Origin of the sequence: Pedococcus cremeus, from assembly GCF_900111375.1 — a bacterium.
Lineage (GTDB): Bacteria > Actinomycetota > Actinomycetes > Actinomycetales > Dermatophilaceae > Pedococcus_A > Pedococcus_A cremeus.
In genome coordinates, this window is record NZ_FOHB01000005.1 from 119994 (window position 1) to 138718 (window position 18725).

At 69.7% G+C, this 18725-nt stretch carries 18 protein-coding genes and 1 tRNA gene; 11 read left to right on the forward strand and 8 right to left on the reverse strand.

Annotation, left to right across the window (positions count from 1 at the left end; all coding sequences use genetic code 11):
- The first annotated feature begins 8 nt into the window (after positions 1-8).
- Positions 9-1016: an ATPase BagA gene (gene bagA / locus BMW78_RS11340; RefSeq protein WP_091759476.1), complete on the forward strand. Its 1008-nt coding sequence runs from the start codon at positions 9-11 to the stop codon at positions 1014-1016.
- Positions 1016-2215, forward strand: coding sequence for an ArsA family ATPase (bagB, locus tag BMW78_RS11345; protein WP_091759480.1), 1200 nt, complete (start codon positions 1016-1018; stop codon positions 2213-2215). Before bagA ends, bagB begins: the two co-directional genes overlap by 1 nt.
- Before the next feature lie 55 nt (positions 2216-2270).
- On the opposite strand, the gene BMW78_RS11350 is transcribed toward bagB, so the two are convergent.
- Positions 2271-2612, reverse strand: coding sequence for a WhiB family transcriptional regulator (locus BMW78_RS11350; RefSeq protein ID WP_091759483.1), 342 nt, complete (start codon positions 2610-2612; stop codon positions 2271-2273).
- A 379-nt stretch (positions 2613-2991) separates the two neighbouring features.
- Between BMW78_RS11350 and BMW78_RS11355 the strand changes: the two genes are divergently transcribed.
- Positions 2992-5406 carry a penicillin-binding protein gene (locus BMW78_RS11355; protein ID WP_091759486.1) on the forward strand — a complete coding sequence of 805 codons (2415 nt, stop codon included), beginning with the start codon at positions 2992-2994 and terminating at the stop codon, positions 5404-5406.
- Positions 5407-5481: 75 nt separating this feature from the next.
- Here BMW78_RS11355 and BMW78_RS11360 read toward each other — a convergent pair whose 3' ends face one another.
- Positions 5482-5943, reverse strand: coding sequence for a hypothetical protein (locus tag BMW78_RS11360; protein WP_143056227.1), 462 nt, complete (start codon positions 5941-5943; stop codon positions 5482-5484).
- A 165-nt stretch (positions 5944-6108) separates the two neighbouring features.
- On the reverse strand, positions 6109-6573 hold the full coding sequence (locus BMW78_RS11365; protein ID WP_091759494.1) for a GatB/YqeY domain-containing protein: 465 nt from the start codon (positions 6571-6573) through the stop codon (positions 6109-6111).
- Positions 6574-6624: 51 nt separating this feature from the next.
- On the opposite strand from BMW78_RS11365, the gene BMW78_RS11370 reads away from it, so the two are divergent.
- Both BMW78_RS11370 and BMW78_RS11375 read left to right on the forward strand, forming a co-directional pair.
- On the forward strand, positions 6625-7554 hold the full coding sequence (locus BMW78_RS11370) for a metallophosphoesterase (RefSeq protein WP_091759497.1): 930 nt from the start codon (positions 6625-6627) through the stop codon (positions 7552-7554).
- Positions 7555-7673: 119 nt separating this feature from the next.
- Positions 7674-7750: transfer RNA gene (locus tag BMW78_RS11375), tRNA-Pro, on the forward strand.
- Between the two features lie 336 nt (positions 7751-8086).
- Here the strand turns inward: BMW78_RS11375 and BMW78_RS11380 are convergent.
- Together BMW78_RS11380 and BMW78_RS11385 are read right to left on the reverse strand one after the other, a co-directional pair.
- Positions 8087-9223: an alkaline phosphatase family protein gene (locus BMW78_RS11380; RefSeq protein ID WP_091760061.1), complete on the reverse strand. Its 1137-nt coding sequence runs from the start codon at positions 9221-9223 to the stop codon at positions 8087-8089.
- Between the two features lie 5 nt (positions 9224-9228).
- Positions 9229-10503: an alkaline phosphatase family protein gene (locus BMW78_RS11385; protein WP_342707729.1), complete on the reverse strand. Its 1275-nt coding sequence runs from the start codon at positions 10501-10503 to the stop codon at positions 9229-9231.
- Between the two features lie 491 nt (positions 10504-10994).
- On the opposite strand from BMW78_RS11385, the gene BMW78_RS11390 reads away from it, so the two are divergent.
- Positions 10995-11588 carry a hypothetical protein gene (locus BMW78_RS11390; protein ID WP_091759502.1) on the forward strand — a complete coding sequence of 198 codons (594 nt, stop codon included), beginning with the start codon at positions 10995-10997 and terminating at the stop codon, positions 11586-11588.
- Between the two features lie 232 nt (positions 11589-11820).
- On the opposite strand, the gene BMW78_RS11395 is transcribed toward BMW78_RS11390, so the two are convergent.
- The gene (locus tag BMW78_RS11395) at positions 11821-13389 is read right to left on the reverse strand and encodes an FAD-dependent oxidoreductase (RefSeq protein WP_091759506.1); all 1569 of its coding nucleotides are present in this window, start codon (positions 13387-13389) and stop codon (positions 11821-11823) included.
- Positions 13390-13542: 153 nt separating this feature from the next.
- Here BMW78_RS11395 and BMW78_RS11400 point away from each other — a divergent pair, with 153 nt between their 5' ends.
- A complete protein-coding gene (locus BMW78_RS11400) occupies positions 13543-13899 on the forward strand; it encodes an ArsR/SmtB family transcription factor (RefSeq protein ID WP_245735805.1) in 357 nt (118 codons plus the stop codon).
- Entirely contained in the window at positions 13896-15011 is a 1116-nt protein-coding gene (locus BMW78_RS11405) for an ArsO family NAD(P)H-dependent flavin-containing monooxygenase (protein ID WP_091759509.1), read from the forward strand. Before BMW78_RS11400 ends, BMW78_RS11405 begins: the two co-directional genes overlap by 4 nt.
- 44 nt (positions 15012-15055) lie before the next feature.
- Here the strand turns inward: BMW78_RS11405 and BMW78_RS11410 are convergent, their stop codons facing one another.
- Together BMW78_RS11410 and arsB are read right to left on the reverse strand one after the other, a co-directional pair.
- Positions 15056-15472, reverse strand: a complete 417-nt coding sequence (locus BMW78_RS11410; protein ID WP_091759512.1) for an arsenate reductase ArsC — start codon at positions 15470-15472, stop codon at positions 15056-15058.
- A complete protein-coding gene (arsB, locus tag BMW78_RS11415; protein ID WP_281247079.1) occupies positions 15469-16572 on the reverse strand; it encodes an ACR3 family arsenite efflux transporter in 1104 nt (367 codons plus the stop codon). The genes BMW78_RS11410 and arsB overlap by 4 nt, the downstream gene beginning before the upstream one ends.
- 132 nt (positions 16573-16704) lie before the next feature.
- On the opposite strand from arsB, the gene BMW78_RS11420 reads away from it, so the two are divergent.
- The 3 genes from BMW78_RS11420 (at position 16705) to BMW78_RS11430 (ending at position 18606) form a co-directional block, all read left to right on the forward strand.
- The gene (locus BMW78_RS11420) at positions 16705-17109 is read left to right on the forward strand and encodes an ArsR/SmtB family transcription factor (RefSeq protein ID WP_091759518.1); all 405 of its coding nucleotides are present in this window, start codon (positions 16705-16707) and stop codon (positions 17107-17109) included.
- A 133-nt stretch (positions 17110-17242) separates the two neighbouring features.
- Positions 17243-18061 carry an arsenite methyltransferase gene (gene arsM / locus BMW78_RS11425; RefSeq protein ID WP_091759521.1) on the forward strand — a complete coding sequence of 273 codons (819 nt, stop codon included), beginning with the start codon at positions 17243-17245 and terminating at the stop codon, positions 18059-18061.
- Between the two features lie 17 nt (positions 18062-18078).
- Positions 18079-18606 carry a DinB family protein gene (locus BMW78_RS11430; protein WP_091759524.1) on the forward strand — a complete coding sequence of 176 codons (528 nt, stop codon included), beginning with the start codon at positions 18079-18081 and terminating at the stop codon, positions 18604-18606.
- Positions 18607-18725: the final 119 nt, after the last annotated feature.

Below are 18725 nucleotides of genomic sequence, written 5' to 3' on the forward strand. Positions count from 1 at the left end.
CTGGCGCCATGCCCCCCGCCGCCGCCCCCAGCCACGCCGGAGTGCGGCTGCACGTCGTGACCGGCAAGGGGGGAACCGGCAAGACGACCGTCGCCGCGGCCCTCGCCCTCGCGCTCACCCAGCAGGGCAAGCGGGTGCTGCTGGCCGAGGTGGAGGAGCGCCAGGGCATCTCGCAGACGTTCGACGTGCCGCCGATCGGGCACGAGGAGACCCGCATCCTGCACGAGCGCAACGGGGGCGAGCTCTACGGCCTGAGCGTCGACGTGCGCGAGTCGCTCATGGAGTACCTCCAGAAGTTCTACCGGCTCGGCCGCGCGGGCACCGTGCTCGAGAAGGTCGGCGCGGTCGACTTCGCCACGACCATCGCGCCGGGCCTGCGCGACGTCCTGCTCATCGGCAAGGTCTACGAGGCGGCCGGCCGACGTCAGGGCGGCCGCCACAAGGACCGCCCCGTCTACGACGCCGTGGTGCTCGACGCGCCGCCGACCGGCCGGGTCGTGCGCTTCCTCAACGTCAACGCCGAGGTGGCCGACGTGGCCAAGGTGGGCCCGATCCGCACGCAGGCCGACTCGATCACCCGCATGATGCGCAGCCACACGACCGCGGTGCACGTCGTCTCCCTCCTGGAGGAGATGCCCGTGCAGGAGACGGTCGACGCGCTCGCCGAGCTGCAGAAGGCCTCGCTGCCACTCGGTGCCATCGTCATCAACCAGGTGCACGCGCCGATGGTGGAGGAGAAGGAGCTGGCCTCCGTCGAGTCCGACCGCACCGGCGTCGCGGCCGCGGTGACCTCCGACCTGAAGTCGGTGTCGGTGCGCACCAGCGCCGCCATGGTGGCCGGGCTGCTGGAGCAGGCGGGCGAGCACGCCGAGCGGGTCGCCCTGCAGCAGGAGCAGGAGGCCATCCTGCTCGCCCAGGGCCGGCAGGTCTACCGGCTGCCGCTGCTCCCGGAGGGCACCGACGCCGGCGGGATCCGCGTGCTCGCCGACGCCCTCACCGAGCAGGGGATGATCTGATGCCTCCCAGGACGAGGGCGACCCAGGACCGGTCCACCGACCCCGCCGGAGCCGCCCGCCTCGACCTCGATGCGCTGCTGCGCGACCGCAGCACCCGCATCATCGTCTGCACGGGTGCGGGCGGCGTCGGCAAGACGACCGTCGCCGCGGCCCTCGGGCTGCGGGGAGCCGAGCTCGGCCGGCACGTGGTCGTGCTGACGATCGACCCGGCCCGGCGGCTGGCCCAGTCACTGGGGCTGACCGAGCTCGACAACACCCCTCGCCCGGTGGCCGGCTTCGACACCGGCTCGGGCGGCACGCTCGACGCCATGATGCTCGACATGAAGCGGACCTTCGACGAGGTCGTCGAGGCCCACGCCACGCCCGACAAGGCGGCCCAGATCCTGGCCAACCCCTTCTACCAGGCGGTCTCGAGCTCGTTCGCGGGCACGCAGGAGTACATGGCCATGGAGAAGCTCGGCCAGCTGCGCAGCCGCGCCGAGCGCGAGGGCAGCTGGGACCTCATCGTCGTCGACACCCCTCCGTCACGCTCGGCCCTCGACTTCCTCGACGCCCCGAAGCGGCTCGGCTCGTTCCTCGACGGCCGCTTCATCCGCCTGCTCATGGCCCCCGCCAAGGCGGGCGGCCGGGCCTACCTGAAGGTGTTCAGCTCCGGGGTCACCATGGCCACCACCGTGATGTCGAAGATCCTCGGCGGGCAGGTGCTCCAGGACGTGCAGACCTTCGTGGCCGCGCTCGACACCATGTTCGGCGGCTTCCGGGAGCGCGCCGACAAGACGTATGCCCTGCTGAAGAACCCCGAGACGGCCTTCGTGGTGGTCGCGGCGCCCGAGCGCGACGCGCTGCGGGAGGCCTCCTTCTTCGTCGACCGGCTCGACCAGGAGGGTATGCCGCTCGCCGGGGTCGTGCTCAACCGTGTGCAGCGCCTGTCGGCACCGACGCTGACGGGGGCGCGCGCGCTCGCCGCCGCCGAGCAGCTGGCGGAGACCGAGGGCGGGTCGGGGACGGCACCCCTGACCGAGGGCCTGCTCCGGCTGCACGCCAACCTGGCGGAGACCGCGGAGCGGCAGGAGGCGCTGGCGCGCCGGTTCACGGCCGGGCACCCCGGCATACCGGTGGTGGAGGTGCCGGCGGCAGCCCAGGACATCCACGACCTGGAGGGCCTGCGGGAGGTCGGTCAGGCGCTCACGGCGTCCTGACGCCACGCAGGTGAGGCGCTCACAGCGGCCTGACCTGCAGGAACGTCTGCGCGGGTCAGGCGCTGACGGCGCTCTGGTCGCCCTGGGCGGCGCGGGCCTGCGCGAAGAGGGTGGCCCAGGAGGCGATGTTCGGCCGACGCTTGAGGAGCGCACGACGCTCGCGCTCGGTCATCCCGCCCCACACACCGAACTCGGTGCGGTTGTCGAGGGCGTCGGCGAGGCACTCGGCGATGACCGGGCACCCCTGGCACACGATCTTGGCGGTCTGCTGGGCCGCACCCTGCACGAAGAGGGCGTCCGGGTCGGACTTGGCGCATCGGCCGAGCGGCGCCCAGTCCTCGACCCAGTGGGCCCCGAAGGCCACCGGACGGGCGGTGCGGGACGGCGCGATGGTCATGACGGTCCTCCAGTCAAACGGGGGCAAACTGCGCCGAACCGGTTGCTTATGTCCGACTCGGGCACGACTGACGATAGAAAAGTTCACGCCTGTGAAGACATGGCCCATTCGTGTAGTTCTGCGATGGCCAAACGGACTAGTCACACCTGACTACGCTCTGGCACAACCCTTTTGGGCCATGCGGCGTGGCCCGGGTGAGCACATCGGAGCCGTCCTCCGGCCCGAACCGGCATCTCCCGCGCAGGGGTGGTGCGGGGACGACCTCGGGTGGGGCGGGTCAGCGGCAGCGACAGGGCGGCGACGGCGCTGCGGGAGGGGCGGCGTGGCCGGCCGGGTCGCGAGAACGGGTCAAAGGGGCCTCGGCGGTTACCCTTGCCCCATGCAAGGACGTGCCTCGAACTTCGCGAACGTGCTCAGCCTGCTGGGGGCCTTCGTCGCCACCGCCATGGTGATGGGCCTGCTGGCGGCCGGCCTGGTGATCCCGGCCGTGGGCGCCACCGGCAGCGCGGCGAAGTCCGGCGTCCAGGCGTTCGACTCGCTCCCGGGGGAGTTCACGACCTCCCCGCTGGCGCAGCAGTCCAAGATCTACGACGCCCGCGGCGGGCTGATCACCACGCCGTACGACGAGAATCGCATCATCGTGCCGCTGAAGGCGATCTCCAAGACGATGCAGAACGCCCAGATCGCGATCGAGGACTCCCGCTTCCGCGAGCACGGCGGCGTCGACCCCCGCGGCATCACCCGGGCCCTGGTCTCGAACTTCAAGGGCGGCGACACCCAGGGCGCGTCCACCCTGACCCAGCAGTACGTCAAGATCACGCTGCAGGAGAACGCCCTGCGGAACAACGACAAGGCCGCCGCCCAGGCCGCGACCGCCAAGACGTACACCCGCAAGCTGCAGGAGCTGAAGTACGCGATCACGCTCGAGAAGCAGCTGACGAAGGACCAGATCCTCGAGGGTTACCTCAACCTCGTCTACTACGGCGACCAGGCCTACGGCGTCGAGGCCGCCGCGCAGCACTACTTCAGCACCAGCGCCGCCAAGCTGACCCTCTCGCAGTCGGCCCTGCTGGCCGGTCTGGTGCAGCAGCCGAGCAGGACGGACCCGATCCACAACCCCGAGCGCGCACAGGTGCGCCGCAACGTGGTGCTCGACCGGATGCACGAGCTCGGCATGGTCACCGACAAGGAGTGGAAGGCCGCCAAGGCCATCCCGGTGAAGAAGATGCTGAAGGTCAAGCCGGCGCAGAACACCTGCGGCCGCTCGACCCAGCCGTACTTCTGCGAGTACATCCTCGCCTACCTCAAGCAGCTGCCGGCACTGGGCAAGTCGGTTCCTGAGCGGATCAAGAAGATCAACCAGGGCGGCCTGACCATCCAGACCACGCTCGACCCCAAGGTCCAGGCGATGGCCCAGGCGCAGGTCGAGAAGAAGGTGCCCGTCGGCAACTCCGAGCGCATCGGCGCCGCCGCCAGCATCATCGAGCCGGGCACCGGCAAGGTCCTCGCGATGGTGCAGGCCTCGCGCTTCCCCACGACCGGGCAGAAGGGCAAGAAGTACACCCAGGTCAACTGGAACGTCGACCAGAAGTACGGCGGCACCAGCGGCGCCCAGTTCGGCTCGACGGCCAAGATGTTCGCCATCGTCACCGCCCTCGAGAACGGCATCCCCGTCAACGGCAAGATCCCCTCGAAGTACGCCACCCCGAAGCAGGCGGCGATCTACACGCCGTCCGAGATGAAGGGCAAGTGCGGCGCCGGATCCGCCTGGCCGGTCCGCAACGACGAGGCCATCGGCGGCAAGCCGCTGCCCTTCTCGCTGGCGACCCAGAAGTCCGTCAACACCGCATTCGCGTCCCTCGTGCTCAAGCTCGGCACCAACAAGGTGCACGACACCATGAACAAGATGGGCCTGCACCAGGGCACCGGCAAGGAGATCGAGTGCTACCCGGCGGCCGTCACGCTGGGCGCCAACGACACCACCCCGCTGACGCTCGCCTCGTCCTACGCGACGCTGGCCGCGGAGGGCAAGTACTGCACCCCGAACCCGATCCTGTCGATCACCACGAACGACAAGAAGCCCATCAAGCTGCCGACCGACAACTGCAAGCAGGTCATCAGCAAGGACGTCGCCAACGGCGCCACCAAGCTGCTCGAGGGCGTCATCCAGAAGGGCACCGGCACCCAGGCCAAGCTCGCGGGCGGCCGCCCCGCGGCAGGCAAGACCGGCACGACCGACAACCACGTGGAGTCGTGGTTCGTCGGCTACACCCCGCAGCTGGCCGGCGCTGTCTGGGTGGGCACGCCGTACAGCCAGAAGCGCATGAAGAACATCCGCCTCGGCAACGACTTCTACCCCGAGGTCTTCGGTGGCACCATCTCCGCACCCATCTGGAAGCAGCTGATGGACCGGGCCTCGCAGATCCTCGACAAGCCGAAGCGTGACTTCGACGAGGCGAGCAGCAAGGTCCTCGAGGGCGACATCATCGGCATCCCGAGCGTGAGCGGGATGTCGGTGCAGGACGCCACCAAGGCGCTCGAGGGCGCCGGATTCAAGGCGCAGGTCGCGGGCAACACCTACAGCAACATGTCGGCGGGCACGGTCGTCTACACGAACCCGAGCGGCCGGGCCGTGCGCGGCACCACGGTGGGGCTGTACGTCTCGACCGGCTACGTGCCGGCGCCGCCCCAGCCGACGTCGACCCCCAAGGCAACGTCCTCGCCCAAGCCGACCAAGACGACCACCAAGCCGAAGACCACGAAGACACCACCGCCGAAGAAGAAGACGGGCTGACGCCAGCCCCGGCCACACGGCATACCGAATGACACGAAGGGCCCCTCACCACCAGGTGAGGGGCCCTTCGTCGTCTCACACGTGCGTGTGCTCGCGCACCGGCGAGACGGTCTCGCTGGCCTGGCTCCGCTGCGGTCTGGGCAGGCGGAAACCGAGCCAGGCGATCAGCACGCCGACGAGCGTCATGACGACGGTCACGAGGATCTCGCCGCCGAACGTGCCATCGGCCAAGGCGGGCACGGCGTCCATGCCGTCCAGCACGGCCATGGCGAGGCCCAGCACCACGTTGGCCCACCGGTTGACCGCCCACGGCAGCGTGAACGTCAGAAAGGCCATCGCAAGCGGGACGAGCCAGAAGGCGGCCACCATGACCTCCATGGTGGTCGTGATCCTCTCGCCCTCGACAACACCGGCGCGGATGCCGTCGAGCACCTCCCCACCACCGGCGTAGAGGTAGAGGAGCATCGAGGCCGACATCATGACCGCGAGGGAGATCCACAACACCGAGATCTGGTGCTTGAGGTTCCTGGCATCCATGGTCATCACCTCATTCCCTGATGAGGGAGCCTCGGACGCCCTGAGCCGGTGCCCCGAACCTCCTTGCGTCCGGGTACTCCACCATCAGCGTCTCGCGCCGACGGGCGCACGACAGAGGCCTAGGACCCCGCTGGCACGGTGGATGCCGCGGAGGTTGAGCCCCGCCTACCGGCCCGAGAGCGCCGCCTTGACGGCGGCGGCCACGCGGCCGCCCTCGGCGCGACCGGCCACCAGGCCCTGCGCGGCCTTCATGACCTGGCCCATCTGCTGCATCCCGGTGGCGCCGGTCTCGGCGACCGCCTGCGCCACGAGGGCCTCCAGCTCGTCGTCGCCGAGCTGGGCCGGCAGGTAGCCCTCGAGCACCACGAGCTCGGCCTCCTCCGCCTCCGCCCGCTCGGGGTGGCCGGCGTCGCGGAACGCGGTGGCCGCCTCCTTGCGCTTCTTGGCCTCCTTGGCCAGCACCTTGAGCACCTCGTCGTCGCTCAGCTGGCGAGCCTCCTTGCCGGCGACCTCCTCGTTGGTGATCGAGGTCAGGGCCATGCGCAGGGTCGCCGAGCGGACCTTGTCACGGGCGCGCATCGCGTCGTGGAGGTCGTGCTGGACGGTGGCCTTGAGGGTCTGCTCGCTCATGCCCCCAGTCTGGCAGGCGCCTGCAACGGCGTTTTGCGAGGATGGGGCGCGATGAACCCCCTCCTCAAAGCCCTGGGCGGCCTGGCCGCGGTCGGTGTCGCCGGCGTCGGCTACGCCGGCCTCGTCGAGCGCAACGCCTACACGCTGCGCCGCTTCTCCGTGCCCGTGCTCCCGGCCGGCGCCGCTCCCCTGCGGGTGCTCTGCCTCTCGGACCTGCACCTCATGCCCAACCAGCGGCGCAAGGTCGAGTGGGTCCGGGGCCTCGCCGCCCTGGACCCCGACCTCGTCGTGAACACGGGCGACAACATCGCGCACCCCGACTCGGTGCCGCGGCTGCTGGAGGCCCTGGAGCCGCTTCTGGAGGTGCCCGGCGCCTTCGTCCTCGGCTCCAACGACTACTTCGCGCCGACGTTCAAGAACCCGGCGCTCTACCTCACCCCATGGCACCGCCGCGGCACCGGCTCCACCCCTCGCCTGCCCACGAGCGACCTCGTCTCGGGCCTCGTCGCCGGCGGGTGGGAGGACCTCACCAACCGCCGTGCCCGCGTCACCGTCGGCGGCCAGGACCTCGAGCTCGTCGGTGTCGACGACGCCCACCTCGACTACGACCGGTATGCCGTCGTGGCCGGTCCGGCGGACCCCTCGGCCGCGCTCACCATCGGGGTCACGCACGCGCCGTACCAGCGGGTCCTTGACGCCATGACGGCCGACGGTGCCGGCTTGGTGCTGGCCGGGCACACCCACGGCGGGCAGCTCGCCGTGCCCTTCTACGGCGCCCTGGTCACCAACTGCGACCTCGACACCGGCCGCGTCAAGGGGGTCTCCCGCTGGTGGCCCGGTGCCGGCCACACACCCTCGTCCTTCGCCCCGGACGACGCCTCCTGGCTGCACGTCTCAGCAGGACTGGGCACGTCGCCCTACGCGCCGGTGCGGTTCGCCTGCCGCCCGGAGGCGACGCTGCTGACCCTGACCTCCCGCTGACGCGGCGGGTGTGCCGGCGGCGCGCCGAGGGGCGATTGGGAGCCCACGGAGGTGGTGGGCTATCCTTCCTTGTCGCTGCTCATCGAGTGCCTCGAGCTCTCCCTGGGCAGCGATTGCCACGGGGTGTGGCGCAGCTTGGTAGCGCGCTTCGTTCGGGACGAAGAGGTCGCAGGTTCAAATCCTGTCACCCCGACCATTGCAAAACCGCAGGTCAGAGTAATGATGGTTGCCACTGCGACCACATCGCCAAGAGCGAAGACCACGCCTTGTGAGCCCATCACGAGCCCTGAGCCTTCTCGGCGGGCTCCCGGCCCTCTTCGACGGGCCGGCTGGCGTCTATCCGCTCGGCCTCCTCGAAGGCCTGCCAGCCCCTGCGCCATCAGGCAGGCAGCCCGCGTCACGCTGTCGTTCAGCAGGTCGACTGAACCATCACGTGCCGGCGTCAGCGCCTGAACACCTGTGTGGCAGCGGTCCACCGCCCTTCGGTGGGCCGCTGCCCGTGTGCCGCAGGATGCCGAGACCAGTCCGGTGGCTACTTGTTCCAGCCGCTGTTGTAGACATCCAGGCCGAACCGGTTCAGGCCCGAGGTCCCGGCGTAACCCAGGTATGGCAGCTTGAAGACCTCCTCCACGGAAGCCAGCAACGAGTAGTGGTTGTAGCTGGTCGTCGACCACGTGCCCCCCGTGACGTAGGGCGAGAGCACCACGGCTCCGATGCGCCCACCGCCAAGTCCGGTGATCCCGGGAAGGGCAGCATTGGGGCCGGGCCCTTCGCCGCAGCACGCGGAGGCGTCGGACTGCGGGCCGTCGGACTCGTCGGCGGTGATGACGAGCATCCCGTCGTTCTTGTAGGCCGGTGAGCTCAGGATCTTCGGCACCCAGGTCTGCAGCCAGGTGTTGACGCTGGTCAACCCGCCGGGCTCACCATCCACACAGGGGGCGTCGTGCCCGTCATGGCACAGGTTCGGGGTGATGTACGACAGGTTCGGCGTCGTCGACGCGGAGGCGAGGTCGCTGGAGAGTTGGCCGAGGTCGACCACGTGCTGGTCGCAGTCGGCCGCTCCGGTGATCGAGGAGAAGTACATGAACGGGTTGTGCCGTACGGCGTACTGGTCCCCGACCCTGGCCTTCTGGGTGTCGTCGACAGCGTTGAGGGCCGGGTGGCGACATGGTGTACCCATGTCCTCCATGTAGCCCTTCCACGTTGCGCCCCTGGCCATGAGCTGGTCGGTCAGGTTGGGCACCGACGTGGGGAAGACGCATCCCTGTCCGACCGCCTGACCTGGCGCCACCGTCCCAGTTTGGGCGAAGGCGGAGTAGACCTGACAGTCGCCCTGCATCTGGTCGTTCGGACCCTGCCCGGAGATCTGCGCCACGTAGTTGGGCTGCGAGTTGTGGGCGGTGCCGTAGTAGTTGTTCAGCAGCACGCCTTTGGACCTCAGGGTCTGCGCGAGGTAAGGAGCAGCGGAGTTGGCGCCCCAGGTGCTGTCGTAGCCCTTGTTCTCGATGTTGATCACGAACACGTGCTTGATCGGCGGAACGTACGCCGTGCTCGACGTTGCGGTCGGGGCGGCGGCATCGCTGGCCGCCGGGCGGATGAGGTCCGCCCCGAGTCCGATGATGCAGGCGATCATCAGCAGGGCAAGGACGTACCTGCTTCGGTTAGACATGCGGATCACGGCAAGCTCCATCCGTCGGCAATGGCCTTGGTCTTCAGGTCCCCCCACTCGGACTGTTCCGGACCGCTGGGTGCGCTCGGTGTGCACACGGCGGCGGCGAACGGGGGCAAGGCGAACGTGGGCGCGCTGAGGTTCGGCGTTGCTGAGAAGTCCAGTACTTCGGCGATGTTGCGCGCTCCAGAGTCACGTGGCGTCAGCGCCGACAGCCCCCACCGCCACTCGATCGCCTTGAGCACCGAGGTGTGGTCGTAGACGTTGTGTGCCACGTACCCGCGCCGCGCCCGGGGTGAGACGACCAGGGCCGGGACGCGGAATCCGCGCAGCGCGGTGCTGGAGCTGACATCCGCTGCCGTGGTGGGCGCCACGTGGTCGTAGAACCCGCCCCACTCGTCGAAGTTGACGACCAGCAGCGTGCGTGACCAGTTCGGACTGGTCGTGACAGCCGAGTAGACCTGGTTGAGGAACTGTTCGCCGGCCCGGATGTCGGCGTGAGGATGGTCATCGGAGGACGATCCCGAAGCCTCGTCCTGGAAGCGGGGGTCGATGAAGCTGACCGCCGGCAAGGTCCCCGCGGCCGCGTCCGAGAGGAACGTGGCGAACGGGTGGGCGATCGGAACGTACTTGGTGCCCCACAACGCCAAGAAGGGGATGTCCGAGTAGTAGTACTTCCCGCTCACCCCCGCCGCGGCCAGCCGGTCCCAAATGGTCGGCATGGTCGCCGTCACCGTTGAGTTGTGGATCCGGTCGGTCTGCCCAGCGTGCATGTAGAGCCGGTTGGGGTAGGTCTCGGCCATGACCGCGGAGAAGTAACGGTCACACATCGTCCAGGCAGGGGCCGCCTTGCCCAGGAAGCCGAGGTCCGCTTGTTCGTAGTAGCCGATCGGCAACGGGTCGTCCTCGCCGGCGCGCAGCCATCCGTCGCAGGCACCACCGTTGAGCTGGACCCGGCCGCCCTCGTAGGAGTGGTCGGGGTCCTGGTGCCCGCAGCTGGCGTACTCGGTCAGGTGGTAGGTCGAGTGCGCAGTCCCATACCTGTCCACGAAGCTCAGCCCGGCCTGCTTGCCGTCCGCACCAGGCAGCCAGCCCATGAAGTGGTCGAAGGAGCGGTTCTCCATCATGACGACCACCACGTGGTCGATGCCCGACGAACCAGGCGAGGGCAGCGAGGTCGCCGCCAACGCCTCCTGCGCCCGGGTCAGGACCGATCCACCGGTCAGCGCGGCCCCCATCACTGCCGCGGTCCCAAGAAATTGTCGCCGCGTCACATTCACGGGCAAGGACGCTAGAGGTAGCGCAAGCGGTTTGGCGAACTCCGGGCGCGATGTTCACCTCGCATTCAGGGCTACGAAAGATGACCCGCAGGTCGTTTGCTGGGAGTCCACCTCAGGCCCACATCGACTCGCACCGCGGCCCGGCCGCCCCATGCATCCAGTGCCCTACCCGGCCGAAACCTTCAGGCCGCGGGGGCCTCCGGCCCCGAGGCAGCGCCACGGTTCAGACCAGGACGCTGCTATCGCCTCAGTGCTCATCGCCTTCTACTGCGCTGAGGACGGCAGGGGCCGGCGCGTGCCTGAGCGCCGTAAGCCCCAGCCGTCACCGCTCCAATGGGTCGCCTCTTCGAACCCGTGGAGTTGGCTTCCGTACCGGCATCGCAGCCGGACACCTCCCAGCGCCGCGTCTTTGCCATCACTGCGCGGACCCGCGGGGGCACCTTCGCGAGCATCTCGGCCCAAGCCCGTCCACCACCGATACCTTCTGGTCCGTGGATGAGGACGAGCTCTTGGACACCCAATGGACGCCTGAGGCGCAGCAGGCCTACGAGAAGCGTGCCGAGGAACTGATCGAGGCCATACGAAACCACGTCGCCGCCAACATCACACGAACCGGTCGGCAGAAGGAGCTCGGGCCCTACTTCGAGTCTGCCGAGACCCTTGTGACCGTCGCGCGGGCCTTCGAGAACGCCGAGTTCAACTGGTGCGGCTCCTTCCCCCTCGGCCTCGGCATCGAAGATGACCTGGAGTCCGATGACGGGGACGAAGAGGAGGTCCCCGAGGGCCGCATGTTGTCCGTCTTCCGGCGTTGGGACCTCAACATCCTCGACGACGCTGCCGTGATCGCTGCCGGGCGCGCCGCGTACCTCAGGGCGTGGCCCGATGACACTGAGGAAGACGCCGCTCTCCGGGTCCAGGACGTGGAGATGGCGGCCGGCGAGATCATCCACGCCGACGGGATCGACGCCCTTAGCAGCACCGAGGGCCTGCAAGCCGTACGGGGCGCGACGACCATTCTCCAGCACGACGCCGAGGACTACGAGACCTTCGACGCCAACCCTTGGGGCGTCGTCAACGACGACTGACGACCTCCCCAGCTGCGAGCCCATCACGGGCCCTCAGACCCGCGAGACTCCTCTTGGGGCACCTAGGGCCGGTACCGGATTGCACTGTCCTGCAACGAAACCCGACACCCGGAAAATGCGGGGGCGCGTTCGGGACGAAGAGGTCGCAGGTTCAATCCTGTCACCCCGACCAGGTGATGCCTGCGGACATCGAGGACGCCCGAACCCACGGAAACGTGGGTTCGGGCGTTCGTCATTTCTGCGCGCAGGTCTGACATCCGGCCGTGGAGGCAGCCTCGGCCTCGACGTCACCTGCCCGGCCGTTCGGGACGCCGGTCGCGAAGCCCAGCCGCACTGCCCTCAGTGACGCGAGGAGCTCAGGGCTCGACGCCACCCGCTGCCGCGCCGCGGCGGGGTCGGCCCGGAACGTCTCGACCGCCTCGGCAGGGTCGCAGCAACCGCCCAGGGCTTCGACGCCGGCGGCAACCTGCTCGTCGGTCCACGCGTTCGCCGAGCTGCACACCCCCGTCTCGGGGAGGACGAGCTCGACCTCGTCGGCGGCCGCGTCATCACCAGCGAGGTGGGCGACGACGGAGCGCACCTGCTCGTTGCCCGTCGTGATCAGGAACGTCGGCGCCCTCCCGTAGGACTTCATGCCCACGACGAAGAAGCCGGGCTCGTTCTCGTGCGCCAGCTCCCGCCAACCGTGGGGCGCGACGGTGCCGCAGCTGTGCGCCTCGGGGGTGATGAGCGGGCCGAGGACGCGGGTGGACTGCAGCCCCGGGTCGAGGTCGAGCTGGAGCTCCTGGAGGGGGCCGAGGTCAGGACGGAAGCCGGTGGCGGCCGCGACGTTGTGCAGCCCCTGGACCACCCGCTCTCCCTCCGCGGTGTCCCCCACCACACTGACCGTGCCGGCGCCCGCGTCGACACGCAGCTCGCGCGTGGAGAACCCGGCCAGGTACTCCAGCGCACCGGACTCGACGAGGCCCTGGAGGTCGGAGCCAAGCCGGCCTCGATCCTGGAGCTGGTCGGCCTGCCCTCCCCCGAAGACCCGGCGGGCGCTGGTGCCGCGGATGGCCCAGACGATGCGAGTCCCAGGTTCCTCCTGCGCCAGCTGTGCGAGGGCCACGAGCGTGTTGGCGGCCGAGTGCCCCATCCCGACCACGAGGGTCGAGCGTCCGGCGAAGCGCGCCCGGTCCCTGCCGAGGACATCCGGCAGGGGGCCGACCAGGAACCCGGCCGCGCGGGCCTGCTCCTCCCCGAGCGCGGGCAGTCCCGAGGCGCCGAGGGGGTTGTGCTGGTGCCAGGTGCCCGAGGCGTCGATCACGGCACGGGCCAGCAGGTCGCCCACGGAGCCGTCGGGGTGGGCGACCCGCACGACGAAGGGCCGAGCGGCCCGGCCCACCGAGCGTGACCGGTCGAGGCCCTGACGCGAGACCGCCACGACCCGCGACCCGGTGCTCACCACGTCACCCAGGGCAGCGGCGAGCGGCTCGAGGTACTGGTCGACGATCTCGGCACCGGTCGGGGACTGCCGCCCTGTCGGACGCGTCCATCCGTCACGAGCCAACAGCCTCTCCGCCGCGGGGTCGACGATGTACTGCCACGGCGTGAAGGTGCGGATGTGCCCCCACTCGCGCATGGCGGCGCCGACCTCGTCACCGGCCTCGAGCACCAGCGCAGGCAGGCCACGCTCGGCCAGGTGGGCAGCGGCGGCGAGGCCGACCGGGCCAGCGCCGATGACGACGACGGGCAGCCGGTGCTCGGCACCACCCTCAGGGAAGAGCCCGCCAGTGGTGGTGGGTGCCGTGCTGGGTGCCATGGAGGTCTCCTTCGACTCATCCGAGAGGACGCTCGTCCCGTCGGGAACACCGGGGTATCGGTTCGACGTTCATCAAAACAGAACTTCGACATCCATGGAAGTATTTCTTCGAAGTTCTTCGAAACAGTGCTCCGACGACGATAGGCTCACCGCGTGGCCACGACGACTGACGCCCCCACCCGCCCCGAGCTGGCGGTGCTGACTGCGTGCTGCGCTCCGGCCCAGGCTGCCGTTGCCGACGGGAACGCCCAGGCGCTGGCAGACATGTTCAAGGCACTGGCCGATCCGGCACGCGTGAAGATCATGGCCATGCTGCTCAACGCCGAGGAGGTGTGCGCCTGTGACATCTCCGGCGGAATCGGCAAGAGTGCAGCCACGGCGAGCCACCACCTGAAGATCCTCAAGGACGCCGGGCTGGCCACGAGTGAGAAACGCGGGACCTGGGTCTACTACCGAGCAGTTCCACAGCGGCTGAACGCCCTCGTGGAGGCTCTTGCGCTGAGCCAGTGACCCCAGCCACGTTCGTGGACGTCGTCGTCATCGGCGCCGGGCAGGCAGGGCTGGCCACCGCGTTCTACCTGCGCCGCGCGGGGCTCACGCCCGGGTCCGGCTACGTCGTGCTGGACGCCGGCTCGCAGCCCGGTGGCGCATGGTCACACGTGTGGCCGTCGCTGCGGCTGTTCTCACCCCCGGAGTACTCCTCCCTTCCCGGCTGGCTCATGCCCCCGGCCCAGGCACCCGGCTTCCCTCCCGCTACGCACGTCGTGGAGTACCTGACCCGCTACGAGCAGCGGTACGACCTGCCGGTCCGCCATGGCGTGCGGGTCTCGCAGGTGCGACGGGCCGACGACGACCCCCACGGACGCCTCCTCGTGGACAGCGACGCCGGCACCTGGGCCGCGCGCGCCGTCGTGAGCGCCACCGGCACCTGGGGCCGCCCCTTCGTGCCCCACTACCCCGGCCAGGAGGACTTCGCCGGCCAGCAGCTGCACTCGGCCCGGTACAGCGGCCCCGAGGAGTTCACCGGACGCCGCGTCGTCATCGTCGGAGGCGGCAACACGGCCGCCCAGCTCCTCGCCGAGCTCTCCGAGGTGGCCGAGACCACCTGGGCCACCCTGCGACCTCCGAAGTTCCTGCCCGACGACGTCGACGGCCGGGCCCTGTTCAGGGTGGCCACCGCGCGGCGCCGGGCACTCGACGCCGGTGGACCCGACCCGGGCGGCGTCGCCAGCCTCGGCGACATCGTGATGGTCCCACCGGTGAAGGCGGCCCGTGACCGCGGCGACCTGGTCGCCGTGCCGATTTTCAGCCGGCTCACGGCCGCCGGCATCGTCTGGCCCGACGGCCGCTCGCAGGCCGCCGACGTCGTCCTGTGGTGCACCGGCTTCCGCCCGGACCTGGCCCACCTCTCGCCGCTGGGCCTGCGCGGTTCGAGCGGTCACATCACCACCGAGGGCACCCGGGCGTTGGGGGAACCGCGACTTCACCTGGTCGGCTACGGCGACTGGACGGGCCCTGGGTCGGCGACGCTGATCGGCGTGGGCCGCACCGCTCGCGAGGCGGTCAGCGAGGTCGTCGCCCGCATCCAGGGGCCGGCCTCGCCGGTCGGCGGCCACGTGTGAAGCCCCGCGGTCCTGGACGGGCGCCCTGAGGGCTCACACCGCGGTCAGGCAGAGACCGGGGTGACGCCCAGCTCACCGAGCAGGCCGAGGACGCGCCGCTTGATGTCGTCGCGGATCGGCCGCACCGACTCCACGCCCTTGCCCGCAGGGTCCTCGAGCTCCCAGTCCTCGTAGCGCTTGCCGGGGAAGATCGGGCAGGTGTCGCCGCAGCCCATCGTGATGACGACATCGGACTCCTTGACCGCCTCCGTGGTCAGGACCTTGGGCGTCTCCGCGGTGATGTCGATGCCCTCCTCGGCCATGGCCTGTACCGCCGACGGGTTGACCGACTCGGCCGGGGCCGAGCCTGCGGAGCGGACCTCCACGGCGCCGCCGGACAGGTGATGCAGGAAGGCGGCGGCCATCTGGGAACGGCCGGCGTTGTGGACGCAGACGAACAGGACGCTGGGCTTGTCGCTCATGGACGGGCCTTGTCTGGAGTCGTGGAAGGAGCGAAGCGGCGGCGAAGAGCCAGGCTGACGTAGACGAGACCGACGAGTGCGGGGACCTCGATCAGGGGACCCACCACGCCTGCCAGGGCTTGTCCCGACGCCGCCCCGAAGGTGGCGATCGCGACCGCGATGGCGAGCTCGAAGTTGTTGCCGGCCGCGGTGAAGGCCAAGGTCGTCGTCCGCTGGTAGCCCAGCCTCAGGGCAGCCCCCAGACCGAACCCGCCACCCCACATGATGGCGAAGTAAGCCAGCAGCGGAATGGCGATCCGGGCGACGTCCAGAGGATTGGACGTGATGGCCTCACCCTGCAGCGCGAACAGGATCACGATGGTGAACAGCAGCCCGTAGAGCGCCCAGGGGCCGATCCGGGGGAGGAACCGCTGCTCGTACCAGGCACGTCCCTTGGCCTTCTCGCCCAGTCGTCGGGTCAGGTAGCCGGCCACCAGGGGAACCCCCAGGAAGATCAGCACCGACCGCGCGATGTCCCAGGTGGAGACGTCCAGCGCGGCCTGCTCCAGGCCCAGCCAGCCGGGGAGCACCTCGAGGTAGAACCACCCCAGACCAGCGAAGGCTATGACCTGGAACACCGAGTTCAGCGCCACCAGGACGGCAGCAGCCTCTCGGTCGCCGCAGGCGAGGTCGTTCCAGATGATGACCATCGCGATGCAGCGCGCGAGCCCGACGATGATCAGGCCGGTGCGGTAGGCGGGCAGGTCGGGAAGGAAGACCCAGGCGAGGCTGAACATCAGCAGCGGACCGACGAGCCAGTTCAGCACCAGCGAACCCGTCATCATGCGACGGTCAGAGGTGACGGAGTCCAGCCGGTCGTACCTGACCTTGGCGAGGACCGGGTACATCATCACCAGCAGGCCGAGGGCGATGGGCAGCGAGACGCCGTCCACCTCGATCGCCGACAGCCCGTCCCCCAGTCCGGGCACCAGCCGCCCCAGGAGGAGGCCGGCGACCATGGCCGCACCGATCCACAACGGCAGGAACCGGTCCAGGGTGGACAGCTGCGACGTGACGGAGGAATGGGTGGCAGGACCGTGCGGACTGGTGTCGGTGCTCACCGAGGACCCTCCTGGAGACGGCCGGCGCCAGAAGGCGCCACCGGTTGGTTGACTGCTGTCCAGCTCCAGCCTTGCGCTTGCATCGACACCTGTCAACATAGACAATGATCCATGTCTGGAGGAGGAACCACTATGGCCGCCACCACCATCACGACAGCGCCGCGGGCCGTGACAGCCACTGCGTCGGCCACTGAGTCAGCCGCTGGGTCAACGGCCGAGCCAACCCCTGGGTCAGCATGCGGCGGAGCGGCGGCTCGCCCGATCGCTCGGGGCGAGGCGGAACGGCGAGCCACCCTCCTCAAGGCCGTGGCAGACCCCGCACGCCTGCAGCTGCTCTCGATCGTCAAGGGGTCCGAGCGCGGCGAGGCCTGCGTCTGTGACATGGCAGATGGCGTGGGACTGACCCAGCCGACGGTGAGCCACCACCTGAAGATCCTCGTGGAGGCCGGCCTGCTCGAGCGAGAGAAGCGCGGCACCTGGGCCTGGTTCGCACTGGTCCCGGAACGGCTTTCCGAGGTGGCCGGTTTCCTCGACTGAGCCAGCCATCCCGGCCCGGGCGAAGCCAAGGGCGGACGGCCCTGACCGGCGACCACCGTCGCCACCACCCTGATCCACCACCCTGATCCACCACCCTGAGATCCACCACCAGCTGGCGGTCGGAGGAACACCGATGGAGAAGCCCGACATCCGCGAAGAGGTCCGCGCCAGGTACGCCGAGGCGGCCCGGGCCGTCATCGCCCCGGACGGCCGCACCGCCCTGGCCATCGTCGACTCGGACCAGTGCTGCGCCCCTTCCCCGGCCACCGCAGGGGCGTCGTGCTGTGCCACCGAGGCGGACGAGACGCCCGTCTTCGGCCCTGAGCTCTACTCGGCACTGGACCGCGACGACCTGCCCGTGGAGGCGGTCGCAGCCAGCCTCGGCTGCGGGAACCCCCTGATGATCGCCGACCTCCACGAGGGCGAAGTGGTGCTCGACCTCGGCTCCGGCGGCGGCATCGATGTCCTGCTCTCCGCCAAGCGCGTCGGCGGAACCGGCCACGTGTACGGCCTCGACATGACCGAGGAGATGCTCGAGCTCGCCCGTGCCAACGCCGCCAAGGCCGGGGCCACCAACGCGGAGTTCCTCAAGGGCGTCATCGAGGACATCCCCCTACCGGCGGAGTCGGTCGACGTGGTCATCTCCAACTGCGTCGTCAACCTCTCCCCCGACAAGGCTGCCGTCTTTGCCGAGGTGTTCCGAGTCCTTCGACCCGGCGGGCGGATCGGCATCTCCGACGTGGTGGCCGAGGACGGCCTCAGCCCCGAGGACCGGGCCGCTCGGGGCTCTCTCGTCGGCTGCATCGCCGGCGCCCTCTCCCGCGCCGAGTACCTGCAGCTGCTCGGCGAAGCGGGCTTCGTGGGGGCCGAGGTCACCTTCACCCACCAAGCCGTCCCGCAGATGCACGGAGCAGTGGTGCGAGCACGCAAGCCCACGCAGGGCATCGACTGACCGGAGGCTGGTGGACTATGGACCCTGGTGACATCAGCGCGGAGATGAGCCGAGCGCGCGCCGACTTCCATGACCTGCTGGCGACCGCCACGGTGGGCGAGCTCCGGAGACCCTCGAACGGCACCAGGTGGACCAACGAGCAGCTCCTGTTCCACATGCTCTTCGGCTACCTGGTCGTGCGCGCGCTGCTCTTCCTCGTGCGGGGCTTCTCCCGGCTCCCTCCTGCGGCGTCCAGGACCTTCGCCGCGGTGCTCGACGCCGGCACCAAGCCCTTTCACGTCATCAACTACGCCGGCTCGCTCGGGGGTGCACGCGTGCTCGGCTACCGAGGGATGGACCGCTCGATGGACCGCGTCATCAGCTCCCTGCAGGCGTCGCTCGACGGCGAGCCGGAGACGTCCCTGCAGCGCGGCATGCACTTCCCGCACGGTTGGGACCCCTACTTCAAGGACTTCATGACGCTGCGCGACGTCTACCACTACGCCACCCAGCACTACGACCACCACCGGCGGCAGCTCACGCTCGACAAGGTCGTGGGCCAGTAGGCGCGATGGCCTCCCGCCACCCTCGCTGCACCACCACCCTCGACACACCGGCTCCCTTGATGCGCCCGCTCCGGTCAGCCCCCAGGCCGCATCAAGGGGCGCCGGCTCGTGGGGCGACC